Here is a 14,035-nt window from a genome sequence, read left to right on the forward strand (position 1 = left end):
GCGGTGACGACGGGGACCGATGCCGATACCGGAGAACCGCCTCCCCCGCCGAAAGCCGGCCCTCCTCGGCCCTCGCATTCGAGCAATTCGACCACGGAAGCCATGCGGCCTGATTGGTCGGCCACGCCTGCCCCTCGGCGCCGACGGGGCGGCCACGTACCGGGTCCGCGCGCGCGGAAGGGACCTGGAATACGACGGCAGCGCCGGCGACCCGGCGGGCGAGCGCTACCTCGTCCAACTGTGGGCAGCGGCCCACGCCCCTGATCGCGTCGTGCGTCTCATCGACCGTTCGGCGTGGATCAGCCCGGCGTTGATGGCAGCCACAACCGACCGGCCACGGCTTTGGCGCGCACGACAAGGACGGCCCCGGTGACGCCCCCATACGTTGTGCCGACCAGGCGCGGACGGAGAGTGGAGCCCAGGATGACCGAACTGACCCCGTCGGAAATCACGCGGAAGGCGCCCGGCGCGGGCAGACGCACGATCGGCGTGCTGCCGCTGGTCGGAATCTTCTTCTTCACGGTGTCGGGAGGGCCCTTCGGGCTCGAAGCCTCACTCTCCGGTGCCGGCCCGGGCCTGACCCTGCTGATGATCGTCCTGGTACCGGTGGTCTTCGGCGTGCCGAACGCGCTGGTGGCAGCGGAGTTGAGTGCCGCGATACCGGTCGACGGCGGCTACTACTACTGGACGAAGATCGCGCTCGGCAGAGGTGCGGCATTCGTGTTCGGGGCCTGGAATTCGATCGGGTCGGTGCTGAACCTCGCCCTCTACCCGATCCTGCTGGTCGACTACCTGGCCACCTGGGTCCCGGACATCGCCCGCGGGAAGGGGCTGGTGATCGTGGACCTGTTCCACGGCGGTTTCGTCGTGGACCTGCACTGGATCGTCACCGTCGCCCTCATCGTCCCGATGGCGTACCTGAACTACCGCGGCTCCAAGGCGGTGAGCGAGTACTCGGTCGGGATGATGCTGCTGGTCCTCGCACCGTTCGCGGTGCTGACGGTCCTCGGCATCTGGCATGCGGTCGGCAACGGGATCAACGTGCTCTCGCCCTTCACGACGCCGGGGCAGAGCGTCCACTCGTCGGTGGCCGCCGCGCTCAGCGTGATCGTGTGGCTCTACCTCGGCTTCGACGGCCCGAGCACCGTGCTGGGCGAGGTCGCCGACGCGCACCGGACCTACACCCGGGCCCTGGCCATCTCGGTTCCGCTGATCATCACCGGCTACCTGCTGCCCACCCTCGCCGCCATCGGCAGCGGGCTGCACCAGGGCTCGCCCGCCGACTGGGTCCAGGGCGACTTCGTCGTGGTCGGCGACGCCCTGGGCGGAACCTGGCTGAAGGTGCTGATCTCCCTGGGATCGGCGCTCTCCCTGGTGGGGCTGTTCATGGCGATCCTGCTGACGAGCACCCGGGTCCCGCGGGCGCTCGCCGCGGACGCGTACCTGCCGCGCTGGATGGCCCGGGACAGCAGACGATTCAACACGCCGGTGGGTGCGCTGTTGGCGAGCACCACCGTCGTCATCGTGCTTTCCGCCGTCGACTTCAGCTCGATCCTGCGGGCCACGGTGCTGCTCACCCTGGCCTCGATCCTGCTGGAATTCGTGGCCTTCCTGGTCCTGCGCTGGAGATATCCGCAGATGCTCCGGCCGGTTCGGGTCCCCGGCGGCCGGTTCGGCGCGGTCCTGGTCGTCATGCTGCCCACAGCGATGATCGTGTACCTGGCGTGGAGTACGGCGGTCGAAGAGGCCGCGACGTTCGGCACGAGTGTCGCGGTGTCGCTGCTGGCCGTGCTGCTGTACCCGCTGTGCCGACGGTTCGTCAAAGGCGACCGGCCGGACGCGGAGATCGACTTCTCCCAGGTCGAGCTGGGTCCGGACCGGTTCGCGGGGTTCCGTTCACGGAAGGCGGGCGTCTGATGGATGTGCAACGGGTGATCTCCGGGCTTGCGGAGCGGTTGCGGACCTGCCGGCCGGTGCCGGGAATCGCGATCAGCGTCGTCGATGGGACCGGCGAGTCCGCGTTCGTCAGCGCAGGTTTCGCGAACGCGGAGTCCGGGGCGCCGGTCTCCCGTCGCACGCGGTTCGAGATCGGTTCCATCAGCAAGACCTTCACCGCCTTCCTGCTCGGCATCCTGGCGGACGAGGGGAAGGTGGACCTCGACGCGGCGGTCGCCGACCACCTGCCCTGGTTCGCCCCGAACGGCGGCTCCCGCGCGATCACCGTCCGGCACCTTCTGCAGCACACCTCCGGCCTGGTGGCCGGGGCCGACGCGCTGCCCGATGCCGCCGCACGTGGCTACGCGCTGCGCGATGCGAGGACCTGGGCCGAACCGGGTGAGCTGTTCCACTACTCCAACGGACCCTGTTGCCAAATTCGTTCATATGGCGAGTTCGAGTGCTGCAAGTCGGGAAGTTCTGGTCTGGGCGAGCGGGGTGCCGGTCCACCAGGCGTCGAGCCGGATCATGTTGATTGCAGCAGCTGTCAGAACATGGCCGAGGTGCGTCTTGCCCAGGCCGCGGTAGCGGGTGCGTCGCATGCCGCCGACGGCGACGGCTTGGTGGATGGTCCCCTCGACACCGGCCCTGCCGGCGTAGCGTTCCTTCCACGCTTCGGTGCTCTGCTCGGCGCGAACACGTTCGAGCAGAGCGTCTTGTTCCCGAGGCCGGACGGTGAGCTGTCGACCGTATCGGGTGGAGCGGGTGCACTGGTCACGGACGGAGCAGGGAGAGCAGGTCGCGGTCGCGAAACGGATTCTGATGGCGTCGCGGCCGTTGTTGTCGAGTCCCGCCGTCCAGTAGCGGCTGGTCTGGCCGGACGGGCAATTGGCCGTCCGGGACTGCCAGTTGATAGTGAACGCGGACTTTCCGAAGCCGGTGGCTCCGACCTGCTGCGGAGTGCTGTTCGGCCGGACCGGTGCGATCACACGGATTCCGCGTTCGATCGGGGCGGTGAGCAGGAGTTCGGCGGAGGAGTATCCCGAGTCCAAGAGGTGTTCGGCGGGCTTGAGGCCCTTGGTGGTGAGCGCATCGTGCACCCCTTCGACAGCGGTCGCGTCGTTCGCGGTGGCATCCGTGGTCACCACGTGGGTGATCAGATGCGGCTGCCCGGAGCCGGTGCAATTTTCGCTCACGTGGACCTTGTAACCCGTCCAGGCAGAGCCCCGCTTGTGTGAGTACCGGGCCTCGGGATCGTACGGCGAGGCGATCAGCGCTCTGCCCCGCGGCAGATCGTCCTTACCGCGCCAGTCCACCTCCTGCGATCCGTCTGTGACGGATCGTGTGAACTGCTGGATCCAGACCGTTCGCAGCACGGCCACCGCAGGGATCTCGCGCAGCCAGGCCGGTGTCGTGGAAGCGTGCACGGCCTCGAGTAGGCGATAGCCGTCGACGGCGATCTGCCGGGCCAATCGGTCGCGTTCGGACTGCTTGGACGGCAGCCGGTAGGCATCGATCCTGGCGCCGTAACGCTCTTGCCATACCGGGTCCATCCAGTTCGCGAGCCACCGGGCATGTGCCGCGGACAGTGCTTCCAGGCAGGCCCGGAGCGTTTCGCCGACGAACTCCAGTCGGTTCAGGCGCCGGACGGCCGCCAGGACATGAGTGGAGTCGGTGCGTTGCCGCCCTCCGGCGCTGACCAGGCCCTCGTCGGCCAGGCGTTCCAAGAGCAGGTCCAGTACCCGCTCTTGCAAGCCGTTGTCCAGCAGTCGTTGTCGGAACCCGGTGAGCACGGTGAAGTCGAAGCCGGGGTCGGTGAGCTCCATACCCAGCAGGTACTTCACGTCGATCCTGGCCCGCACCGCGTGCGCCGCTTGCCGGTCCGTCAGGTTCTCGACGAACTGCAGCACGCTGACCAGGGCGAGTTGCCCGGGGGAGATACCGGGACGGCCTCGATCTCCGAACGCTTCCCGGAACTCCTCGTTCGAGAACACGGACCCGAGTCGGTCACGGATCCGCATCGCGAGACACCCCTTCGGGAACGCGGCATGTGCGACCGCACTCGTCCCCTCGGGAACATTGCCGGAAGCCGAGCCCATCGACACAGACCACCCCCTGTTGCAGGGCGGCCCCTTCACGCGCCCCTGATCAGCAGCATCCCCTCGTCGGCCGACTCCGACCGGGTGATCGACGTAAACTCCCCCGAATTGGGCAACAGGGTCTCCAACGAGGGCTACAACCTGCTGGGGTTGATCGTCGAGCAGGTGACGGGGGAATCGCTGGCGGACGCCATGGCCGGACGGCTGCTGCGGCCCCTGGGCATGCGCGACTCGGCGGCGCGGATCACACACGAGGACATCGCCGAACTCGCCACCGGGTACCGGTTCCTGCGCGACGACCGGCCGCCGCTGCCGTCGGCCCCGCTCGCGCCGGCCGGCTTCTTCGAGTATTCGGCGGCCGATGGGAACGTGCTGGCAACCGCTTCCGACCTGGGCCTGTTCGCCCGCATGCTGCTGGGCCGGGGCACCCTGGACGGCACCCGGATCATCGGGCCGGAGAGTTTCCGACAGATCGTCACGGTGCCCGCCGACGCGGTCGGTTGCGGCTACGCGCTCGGCGTGGACGTGGAAGTGATCGACGGCCGCACCTGGCTGACGCACGCCGGGGGGATGGTCGGATACCGCTCGTACCTCGCCGTCGACACCGACGGCGGGCACGGTGTCGCCGTGCTGACCAACGCACCCGGCGAGTGCCAGATCATCGACCGCTTCGCCCGCCATGTGCTCGCCGTCGTCCAGGGAGCCCCGGCGGACCCGGCGCTGTTCGACCCGGAGCGGATCCCCGACGCCCAGCGCTATGTCGGGATCCACGGAACGACGCCGCGTCGGATCCGCGTCGAGGCCACGGGGGACGACCGTCTCTCGCTCATCTCGGACGAGGTGACCGGCAGGCTGTACGACGCGGGGGACGGGCGGCTGGTGTGCGATCACCCGGGATGGTCCGCCTACCACCACTCTCTGGACGGACGCTGGCTCTACGGACCCGAGTCACTGGGCCCCAGCCACTCCGCGCCGACCGCTCCTCCGCACGCACTCGCAGGTCACTACCGGAGCTACACCCCCTGGTATCCCAGCTTCGGCATCGTGCAGCGGGCGGGACGACTGCACATGGTCGCCGCGACCGGCGTGGAAGCGCCGTGCGACGAGCCGGAACTCGTCCCGCTCGACGACGGGACGTTCCGCGTCGGAGCCGACCCCCGGCTGCCGGAGCGCCTGACGCCCGGCCCCGCCCTGGACGGCGCGGTGCTCTGGGTCGACCTGGACGGGTGCCGCTACACGCGCTCGTTCCGGGATCAGCCGGAGCCCTGAGAAGCGCCCGTCCGCAGCTCGCGCACCCGGAGTTGGAGGTGCGCGAGCAGCATGGCGTCGGCATCGGCGAAGTCCAGCCCGGAGACCTCGCGGATACGGCGCAGCCGGTAGCGCATGGTGTTGGGGTGTATGTGCAGGGCCTCCGCCGCGGTGTCGGTGGCTCCCGCGGCGGCGAGGTAGGCGGCCAGGGTCGCCGCCAGCGGACCGTCCGGGCCCTCTTCCCGGCGCAGCCGGCGCAGCGCTCCGCCGGCGTCCGGCAGGCCGAGCGCCTCGGTCGCGTCGGCGAGGTGCAGCAGCAACACCGCCAGCGCCATGTCCTCCACGGCGCGCACGGCCGGTCCGCGGACGGCCGGGTGCCGCAGCGCCCGCAGCGCGGCGTCCGCCTGCGCCCGCACGGCGGCGATCCTGCCCATCGATTCGGCCGGGCCGCCGACGGCGACCACGTAGTCGCCGGCCAGTGGGGTCCGCGCGAGGAAGTCGCGGGCCAGGGCGACGGCCGACTCCAGGGCCGTGGCGTGTCCCGCAGGCCAGGCGGCCAGTACGTACACCACTCCGGTGCCCGCCACCAGGGCTGAACGGGGGTGCACGGCCGCCAGGAAGTACTCCAGCGTGTCCGCGAATCGGCGCAGCCCGGCGGCGTCCAGCGCGTCGGAGCCCGTGCTCCCGGCCGGTCGCGGGGCCGCGGCCAGGACGCAGACCGGGCCGGAGCCCAGCTGCAGCCGGCTCGCCTCCACCGGGTCGGCCGCCCCGCCGAGTACCGCGGCGGCCAACTCGCCGCGCTGGCGGCGGGCATAGCTGGTCTCCGTGCACAGGCCGACCAGCTGCAGCGCGACCACGGGCGCGAATTCGCGCAGCCGGGCGGTGGCCGCCTCGTCGAGCGGCCCGGTGACGGCGGCCCAGATGTAGCCGACGACGTCCGAACCGGCCCGGACCGCGATCGCCAGCCTTGCCAGTTGATCCGCCCCGGTCGCCTCCATGTACACCGGTTCGGTGCCGGCATGGAGCCGCTCGAACTCCTGACGCTCGCGCTGTTCGGCGAGCGTCCGCTGGTGCACGGCCCGTCCCAGGATGGTCTCGATCCGCTCGGAGTCGGTCCGGTCCTGCCCCTCCGACCAGGCGACCAGCGCGGAGAAGCGGTCCTCGATGGTGACCGGGGCGCCGACGGCCTCGTAGACCGCGTTCGCCAGGGCGAACAGCTCCGCGCCGCTGCCGGCGGAGCGCACGCGCGTCCTCGCGTACTCGAGCAGCTGCTCACGGACGGTCGTCGCCACGTGCATCCAGGACGCGTCCCGGTTGACCTCGATGATCGCCGGCTGGTCGTCGGCCGACGGCGGCACCGGGGCCTTCACCGCCAGCACCTCCGCGCCGGCCTGCCGCATGGCCGCGGTCAACTCACGCAGCTCGGCCTCCGTGGTCACGCCGACCCCGAGCACCACGTACCCGGGTCCGAGCTGTGCCGGCGCACCCGGGGCATGGATGGCGATGTCGGTGAGCGGCCCGCCGCTGCCGGTCCCCTCCTGGACCAGGCGCAGCAGCGCCGGGCCGATGTTGTCCACGAGCTGACGGACGGGCAGGTGGCCCCGAGCGCCGGACTCCCGCATGGTGCACCCCCGACTCGATGGACTGTTGTGGGCGTCAAGATTGGGCGACCTGCATTGACGATGTCAACGATGATCCGCCGTGACCGAAGCGGGAGCATGGCAGGAGAGCGGGACGGATCAGTGGCACAAGGAGCGCGGATGGCAACGGTGCAGACGCAGGCAGACCGAGAACTGTTGGGGCTGTTCCCGCCCGGGACCACCCGGGACGGGAACGGCGGACTGGCGATCGGCGGCGTACCGGCGGCCGAACTCGCCGAGTCCTACGGCACTCCCGTGCTGATCCTCGACGAGGCGTCGGTCCGCGCCCGCGCCCGCCAATACGCCGACGGCCTGGCCGCCCGTTGGCCGAACTCCCGCGCCGTCTTCGCCTCCAAGGCCTTCCCCTCTACCGCCGTCATCCGGCTGCTCGTGGAGGAGGGCCTCGACTTCGACGTGGCCGGCGAGGGCGAGCTGACCCTCGCCCTCGCCGCAGGCGCGGACCCGGCCGGCCTGGTCGTCCACGGCAACGCCAAGACCGAGGAGGAGTTGCGCCTCGCCGTCGAGGCCGGCGCCGGGACGGTCGTCGTCGACAACTTCGACGACATCGACCGGCTGGAGAAGATCCTCGCCGGCACCGCGGGGGAGCAGGGAGTGCTGGTCCGGGTCACCCCCGGCATCCGCCCCGATACCCACGAGGCCGTGTCCACCGGCCAGAACGGCTCCAAGTTCGGTCTGCCCCTGCCGCAGGCCCGGGCGGCGATCGCGCGGCTGCGCGGCAGCGACCGGCTGCGGCTGGACGGCGTCCACGTGCACGTCGGGTCGCAGATCCTCGACCTCGCGCCCTTCGCGCAGGCCGTCGAGGCGGTCGCCGAACTCGGCGAATTCGCCGTCTACGACCTGGGCGGCGGGCTCGGCTCCCGCTACACGTACGCGGACCGACCGCCCACGGTGGAGGCGTACCTCGACGCCGTCACCGACGCCGCCCGACGCGTGCTGCCCGCCGACGCCCGCATCCTCATCGAGCCGGGCCGCTCGATGGTCGCCGAGTCCGGCGTCTCGCTGTACCGGGTCGTCTCCGTCAAGCGCGGCGGAGGCCACACCTTCGTCGCCGTCGACGGCGGCATGGGCGACAACCTCGAAGTCTCCCTGTACCAGCAGCGCTTCGAGGCCGCCGTCGCCGGCCGCCCGACAGGCGAGGGTGAGCTGTGCCGCCTGGTGGGCCGGCACTGCGAGTCCGGCGACACCCTCAGCGCCGGCGTCCCGCTGGCGGACCCGCGCGTCGGGGATCTGATCGCCGTGCCGGTCACCGGCGCCTACACCTATGCGCTGAGCAACAACTACAACGGCGCGCGCCGCCCGCCGGTGGTCTTCGTCCGCGACGGCGCACACCGCGCCGTGGTGCGCCGCGAGACCTACGCCGACCTGATGCGCCGGGATCTGCCGTAGCGGCGCAGTCGGCCGAGCCGGGCCGCTCCGGCCACCGGCCACCCGTGCGTTGGTAGTCCGCCCGTCGGCCGCCTCGTCATGGTGTGGTGACCCGAACACGGTGAACAGGTCCTGGAAGAATCGCAGGACGTGCCGCTCGGGGAGCTGCTGGAGACGCTCTGTGCGCGACGCATGGACCTGTTCCCGGGCCCGGAATGGACCTGTTCCCGGGCCCGGACACGAATCGGGCGCGCGAGGGATGCCGGCGTCGGTGCCGCCGTGGGCGGTCACCGCGCGGCCGGGGGCGTGGTCGACGACCACGGTCGCGTGCTCGACCAGCGGGGCGATCGCCCCGCCGACGGCCGCGGCGTAGCTCGCCTGTCCGAACGCCAACGGTTGGTGGCCCGCCGCGTGGTGCGGGGGCGTGTGCCGATGCATGGTCTCCACGCCCGTGTCCAACGAACGCACCCGCTCCGGGTCCCGCGGCAGCTCACGCCTCGGTTGCGGCGCGCACCTGCCGGTCGGGCCCGGCGCGGGCGGTCGGCTGCCGGGCCGGAAGGGTGCGGCGGCCCGGACGCCTCGGGGGACGTCCGGCGCCGCCGGGGTGCGGGAAGGCCACGCGCCGGTGGGGGAGTGGAGCACGCGGGGCCGTGCGGCGTCCGGACCGAGGTCCGTGCCGCCGTACGCTCAACGACGCGGCACGCGACCCGGTGGCGGCGATGCGCGGCTTCATCAGTGGGTGGTACCCGCGACCGCGGAGTTGCGGCATGTGTGATTCGGTCTGCGGCTGTTGTCGGACCGCTGCCGCGGGCGCCGGCCGAGCTTTACCGCTTGGCCGACGGCTGCCACAAGCACGCGCTGGGGGTGGACGAGATCATCCGGAGTCCGGACAGGCCGCAGGTGGAAGTGGCGACCGGGCGCCTGAGGTTCGGGTGGGGATGTGTGCCGGGTCGTGCGGTGGCTCGCCCCTTGGGTGACAGGCGTTCATTCGTCGCCGGGCGCGTCGACGAACTCGGCGCCGATTTCCGCCAACCGCTCGGCCGCGTAGGACGCGTCGAGCAGCGCCTCGGGGGTGTGGACACCCGGCGGTACGGCTTCGCCGCGCAGCCCGAGCAGTCGCTCGACACCGAGGGCGATGCCCAGCGCGGTCAGCGGTCGCTGCCCTTCCGGATGGACGAGGTAGCGGTGCAAGCTGCGTGGTTGCCCTCCCGGGCCGGTCCCTTCGACGTCGATCCGGACCTCGACGGAGGCGGGGCCGCCGCGTCGCCGACCCGCGGACTCACCGACGGCGAAGTCGAAGCGGACGTTCGGCGCTCCCGTCGCCAGGGCAAGACTCGGCACGTCGAGGATGGCGATGCTCTGGCCGGGCACGAGAATCCCGTCGGTACTTGGCACATCCGTCCGTGCATCGGGCTCGGCGACCCACGTGAACACGCCGTCACGGCGTACCAGTCCGGCCGAGGTGGCGGTGGCCCATCGCTCCAGATCCGCCAGCCCCGCCGGGCCGCCGGCATCCGACTCGTCCAGGACGGCGCCGATCCGGATCGTGTCGATCCGTTCGAACTCCCTGGTGGCGTACAGCGTCGCCAGAACACCGATTCCCGCGCAGAAGTGACTCGCCACCAAGACCGGTGGACCGCTCGGCCGTTGGGCGCTCGCGACGATCTCCGGTGCGATGTCCACCAGGCCGCTGGAGATGCTCAGGTAGGGCAACCCGCGCTCCTGCGCGTACCGCAGCCCCTGCAACCGGTTGTCCCACAGCGCGGCGACGACCGCCAGATATTCTCCGTCGGCCGGGAGGCCCAGATCGGCGCGCCGCAGGTCGACGGTCGTGGCTGTGGCCGCGCCGAGTTCGTCGGCGACCCGCTGCGCGCGGCCGATGTCGCGGCCCGCGAGCGTCAGGGGCAGTTCCGGGTGCCATCGGCGCAGCACGGCGGCGGCGCCCGCACCCGCCTGCCCCGAACCGCCCAGGATCAGAACCGAGTTGGGCTGTCCCATGGTGAGTCTCCTTCGCAATCACTAACCTACATTTTGTAACCTACGTTTTGTAACATAGTCTGGGGGCGACAGCAAGGGAGGAACATGGCGACCACACCGACCCGCCTGTCCAAGCCGGCCAGGCGGGAGCAGTTGCTCGACACCGCCGTGGCGATCGTGCGCGCCCAGGGCGCCGACGGGCTCACGCTGGTCACCCTCGCCGAGGCTGCGGGCGTCAGCAGGCCGATCGTGTACGACCACTTCGGCACCCGCCCCGGCCTGCTGCTCGCGCTCTACCGGCGCCTCGACGAACGCCACCGGGCCTCGGTTATCCAGGCATTGCAAGGCGCCGCGCCCGCCGCGGAGGAGGTCGCCCGCGTCATCAGCGCCGCGTACTTCGCCTGCGCCACCGACATGCCGGAGCTCAACGCCGTTTCCGCAGCGTTGAAGGGCAATCCGGACATGGAGGCGGGCAGACAGGAGATGACCGACAGCTATGCGGACCTGATGGCCGCCGCGCTGCGGCCGTACGCGCACCTTGAGCCCGACGCCCTTCGGCTGTGCTGTGCCGGCGTGCTGGGTGCGGCCGAGGCGCTCGCCGCCGAACTGAACCGCGGGCGAGCGTCCGTGGATGATGTGGTCGACGCGCTGACCGGTCTGGTCCTGGGCGGGCTTCATCAAACCAGGGGCGGCAGGCATCACAATGGCGTTTCGCAGACTTCGGCGCGACATGGATAGCAGTGCGCGCGCACGCCCCCCCATCCCGCGCGCATGAATCGGTCACCACCGGTCCCGGAACACCACTTGCACACCGCGTCGGCGCTCACCGGGTCCGGCCGGGCTTTCCACACGCGCACGTGGACATGCAAATCCCCTTGCCACACGGTGGCATCGGGGGCACCGAGGCGGTGGCGCCCGGCGCGTGGAGACCCTACGCTGACGGGCTCAAGTTCGGTTCTTCGCCGGCTGGGGATTCCCCATCCTGGCATCGAGGTGGACGGCGGTCGCGATGCTCGACCCTCCCGGGCGGTTGCTGCTGAACGGCCGAGGCGCGCGGGAACAGGCCCTCTTCGACCGCGCGTTCCGGGACGAATTGGTCCCGCGTTTCCTGCCCGAGGTTGCGGGTCCCGGTGTCGCACGGCCCCAGGCGTGGTTCCTGATCGGGCAACCGGGCGCGGGCAAGACCACCCTGGCCGAAGAGATCGCCGCGCGTCTGGACGCGGACGGCGGATGCGATCGGGTCGACGCGGACCGGTATTACGCCATCCACCCCAACTTCGAGGCCGCCCGGGCCCTGGGCCCCACGGGCCCCGCCTCCGAACTGATGCCCGACATCCAGGACATGCGCGACCGGGTCATGGCGCTACTGGCCGACCGACACCGCAGGGGTGTGGGCCGACACGTCCTGATGGAGACCACCGCACGACTGGACCGGGACTTCGAACTGCCCGCGAGAACCCTGCGCCGCGACGGCGAGGGTCACGAGATCGTCGGGGCCATGATCGCCGCTCCCGCGGCGATCAGCGCCCACGCGGTCCTCACCCGGTTCGTCGCCGGTGGACACCTGGTCGCCTCCGACGACCACGACCGGTCCGTCGAGGCCCAGTTCATCGCCGCCAGGATCATCGACGACCCCGAACTGGTCGACCGGGGACTGATGTACGTACGATCGTCGAACAGAGCGATGAGAAAATTCGATCTGGTCCACGCCCAGGGCCCATCCGGCGAGCACCGGATGACCGACCGCCTGATAGATGCGCACCTGCAGGAGATGACCCATCGGGACCTCCTGCGCTTCACCATCGAACTCGGCGTCGCTCACATGCAGGCGGGATCCGCCCTCGACGAGCCCGTGGCACGCGTCTACGAACGGGTGGCGCACCTGGTGCCCGAAGAACTCAAACCCGCGGTGGAATTGATGGCCCGACAAGCGACGCTGTTCCGGAAGCCCGAGGGCGACCTGCTCTTCCGCCCAACGGGGCGTGAGCCCGCCACACACGGGTCGGCCCCGACACACGAGGACCCCGGCCCCACCTTCGCACCCGCCGGGCAAACGCGACCGCCCCGCCCGGCTGCGGTCCGTCCCGCCACGCCGGACAGCGTCACTACGGCACGCGAGCCGGGTGCTCGGCCCGCCACCAAAGGCGCACCGGTCCTGAACAACGCCATCGGGGTGGCTCGCGAACGAGGGATCCGGACACCGGTATCCGACCCGGCCGTCGACCCAGTGCTCACCCGTCTGGTCGCCAGGTCTTTCGGCCCCGCGCATCCCAAGGGGGGCGCCGGCACGGAACCGGCCCTCCCGTCCCCGGGCGTCCCGGCCACGTTCCGCTCCCAACGCGCCCTGGGCGAAGGCCCGGCCCCAAGCATGGAGAGCGACTTGAGCCCGTGATGGCCACCAACCTTCGCCGGCAAACGGAGCCCACGTGGGCGATGGAGCACGTGTCCGCCGAGGAGCACCGGCAGCAGGTCACCGCCAAACGCCTGGCCGTCGCCGGAGCCATCGAGAACCGCGACGGCGCCAGGGCCTTGGAACTTCTGCGGGCACACTTCCGGTGGTCTGCCGACTCGATGATCAAGCGCACTCGCCCCGGGCCGGAACACGCCGACATGGCCTTGGCCGACGACGACGTGCTCGTGGTCGCGGTGACCGGCCGCCTCGATGGCCCCCTCCTCGTCAGGAGGCTGATGGGCGACGTTCCGGCCAACGCGCGGCCGGCCGGCTTCATATCCTTCGAACATCTGCTCCCGCACACCGATGTTTTGGTCACAAACGGCGGCTACGGGAGCGTGCACACCGCCTTCAATCACGGTGTTCCGTTGGTCGTGGCCGGCAGCACGGAGGACAAACCGGAAGTGGGGGCCAGGGTTGAGTGGAGCGGCACGGGCATAGACCTGAAGACGAGCAAACCCGACGGATCAGCCATCCGCACCGCTGTCCCGGATGTCTTGGCGAACCCCGAGTATGCGGAGCGAGCCCTCCGACTACGCAAGGAATTCTCCGAGTTCGACCCGTTGGGGACGATCGCCGAACTCATTGCCAGGATCGATCCTCCCGACCCCGCACATCCCATCACTGCTCCTGCGCCTGGGATGTAGGCATCCTTGACCTTCACGTCGCCCACGCGCATCCCTCGGTGAACACGGTGCGCCAGTCGCCGTCGGTGAGGTGGAGTTCGTCGGTGCCCATCACGGGCATCACGGTCAGGCCGCCTTGGTGGGCCTTGCGGGCCTTGCGGGCCTTGAGGGCCTTGACCCACAGACTGGTGAACGCCTGGGAGCGGATGACGTGCATCCAGCCGGGGCGGTCGATCTCCCGCTTGTAGTTCGAACCACCCATCGTGGACACGCGTTTGGCGTACATCCGCTTCACATGGTCCAACGTGACCTCTCGTCGCCGCAGTCTCCCGTAACAGGTCCAGAGTCGGATCCGCGCCGTCGTCCAGGAGCAGGCCGTCGGCGGCCAGGCGCGTGGACGCCGCAGCGGCGGTGCCGGGCCGGAGCAGCGGGCGGCCCCGGAATCCCTCGGAGCGGCGCCTCGGCAACGAAGCCCGAAGGTGGTCGATATCGGTGTCGGCGGGGGCGGGGGAACCAGGGCATCGGATATCCGAGCCCGACGCCGTCATCGAGGCCGGGGAATCCATGGCAGCCGGGAACTCCGGACGCAGGCCCGAGGACAGGTCGAACGTACGCGTGTAGGTGATGGGTGCGACGAGCGGCCGCCCGCCCCGTGCGCGTGGTGCGTACTGG

At 70.7% G+C, this 14,035-nt stretch carries 10 protein-coding genes and 1 pseudogene; 7 read left to right on the plus strand and 4 right to left on the minus strand.

The features are described 5' to 3' along the window. The first annotated feature begins 423 nt into the window (after positions 1 to 423). On the plus strand, positions 424 to 1,917 hold the full coding sequence (locus ACIBSV_RS10780) for an APC family permease (protein WP_395861441.1): 1,494 nt from the start codon (positions 424 to 426) through the stop codon (positions 1,915 to 1,917). Next, a pseudogene (locus tag ACIBSV_RS10785) lies at positions 1,917 to 2,345 on the plus strand (serine hydrolase domain-containing protein); the annotation flags it as partial. The gene ACIBSV_RS10780 and the pseudogene ACIBSV_RS10785, both read left to right, overlap by 1 nt. Before the next feature lie 33 nt (positions 2,346 to 2,378). On the opposite strand, the gene ACIBSV_RS10790 reads toward ACIBSV_RS10785, so the two are convergent. Further along, positions 2,379 to 4,034: an IS1182 family transposase gene (locus tag ACIBSV_RS10790; RefSeq protein ID WP_395861442.1), complete on the minus strand. Its 1,656-nt coding sequence runs from the start codon at positions 4,032 to 4,034 to the stop codon at positions 2,379 to 2,381. A gap of 84 nt (positions 4,035 to 4,118) precedes the next feature. Between ACIBSV_RS10790 and ACIBSV_RS10795 the strand changes: the two genes are divergently transcribed. Further along, positions 4,119 to 5,303, plus strand: a complete 1,185-nt coding sequence (locus tag ACIBSV_RS10795) for a serine hydrolase domain-containing protein (protein ID WP_395861443.1) — start codon at positions 4,119 to 4,121, stop codon at positions 5,301 to 5,303. Here the strand turns inward: ACIBSV_RS10795 and ACIBSV_RS10800 are convergent. After that, on the minus strand, positions 5,288 to 6,904 hold the full coding sequence (locus tag ACIBSV_RS10800) for a helix-turn-helix domain-containing protein (protein ID WP_395861444.1): 1,617 nt from the start codon (positions 6,902 to 6,904) through the stop codon (positions 5,288 to 5,290). The genes ACIBSV_RS10795 and ACIBSV_RS10800 overlap by 16 nt on opposite strands. A 138-nt stretch (positions 6,905 to 7,042) precedes the next feature. Here ACIBSV_RS10800 and lysA point away from each other — a divergent pair, with 138 nt between their 5' ends. Next, positions 7,043 to 8,329, plus strand: a complete 1,287-nt coding sequence (lysA, locus tag ACIBSV_RS10805; RefSeq protein WP_395861446.1) for a diaminopimelate decarboxylase — start codon at positions 7,043 to 7,045, stop codon at positions 8,327 to 8,329. A 963-nt stretch (positions 8,330 to 9,292) separates the two neighbouring features. On the opposite strand, the gene ACIBSV_RS10810 is transcribed toward lysA, so the two are convergent. Continuing rightward, the gene (locus ACIBSV_RS10810; RefSeq protein ID WP_395861448.1) at positions 9,293 to 10,306 is read right to left on the minus strand and encodes a saccharopine dehydrogenase; all 1,014 of its coding nucleotides are present in this window, start codon (positions 10,304 to 10,306) and stop codon (positions 9,293 to 9,295) included. A gap of 84 nt (positions 10,307 to 10,390) precedes the next feature. On the opposite strand from ACIBSV_RS10810, the gene ACIBSV_RS10815 reads away from it, so the two are divergent. The 3 genes from ACIBSV_RS10815 to ACIBSV_RS10825 all read left to right on the plus strand — a co-directional run bounded on the left by ACIBSV_RS10815 (position 10,391) and on the right by ACIBSV_RS10825 (position 13,384). Next, positions 10,391 to 11,023, plus strand: coding sequence for a TetR/AcrR family transcriptional regulator (locus tag ACIBSV_RS10815; RefSeq protein ID WP_395861450.1), 633 nt, complete (start codon positions 10,391 to 10,393; stop codon positions 11,021 to 11,023). A gap of 271 nt (positions 11,024 to 11,294) precedes the next feature. After that, positions 11,295 to 12,677, plus strand: a complete 1,383-nt coding sequence (locus ACIBSV_RS10820) for a zeta toxin family protein (protein WP_395861453.1) — start codon at positions 11,295 to 11,297, stop codon at positions 12,675 to 12,677. 50 nt (positions 12,678 to 12,727) lie between these two features. Next, positions 12,728 to 13,384: a nucleotide disphospho-sugar-binding domain-containing protein gene (locus ACIBSV_RS10825; RefSeq protein ID WP_395861455.1), complete on the plus strand. Its 657-nt coding sequence runs from the start codon at positions 12,728 to 12,730 to the stop codon at positions 13,382 to 13,384. 13 nt (positions 13,385 to 13,397) lie between these two features. On the opposite strand, the gene ACIBSV_RS10830 is transcribed toward ACIBSV_RS10825, so the two are convergent. Then, complete coding sequence (locus ACIBSV_RS10830) at positions 13,398 to 13,667, minus strand: hypothetical protein (protein WP_395861457.1); 270 nt, start codon at positions 13,665 to 13,667, stop codon at positions 13,398 to 13,400. Positions 13,668 to 14,035 lie beyond the last annotated feature (368 nt).

Origin of the sequence: Embleya sp. NPDC050154 (genome assembly GCF_044460165.1) — a bacterium.
Classification (GTDB): Bacteria; Actinomycetota; Actinomycetes; order Streptomycetales; family Streptomycetaceae; genus Embleya.

Bases quoted from the DNA above. Each gene is read 5' to 3' on its own strand.
- ACIBSV_RS10780 (WP_395861441.1), top strand. From the start codon at position 424: ATGACCGAACTGACCCCGTCGGAAATCACGCGGAAGGCGCCCGGCGCG.
- ACIBSV_RS10790 (WP_395861442.1), bottom strand. From the start codon at position 4,034: ATGGGCTCGGCTTCCGGCAATGTTCCCGAGGGGACGAGTGCGGTCGCA.
- ACIBSV_RS10800 (WP_395861444.1), bottom strand. From the start codon at position 6,904: ATGCGGGAGTCCGGCGCTCGGGGCCACCTGCCCGTCCGTCAGCTCGTG.
- lysA (WP_395861446.1), top strand. From the start codon at position 7,043: ATGGCAACGGTGCAGACGCAGGCAGACCGAGAACTGTTGGGGCTGTTC.
- ACIBSV_RS10810 (WP_395861448.1), bottom strand. From the start codon at position 10,306: ATGGGACAGCCCAACTCGGTTCTGATCCTGGGCGGTTCGGGGCAGGCG.
- ACIBSV_RS10815 (WP_395861450.1), top strand. From the start codon at position 10,391: ATGGCGACCACACCGACCCGCCTGTCCAAGCCGGCCAGGCGGGAGCAG.
- ACIBSV_RS10820 (WP_395861453.1), top strand. From the start codon at position 11,295: ATGCTCGACCCTCCCGGGCGGTTGCTGCTGAACGGCCGAGGCGCGCGG.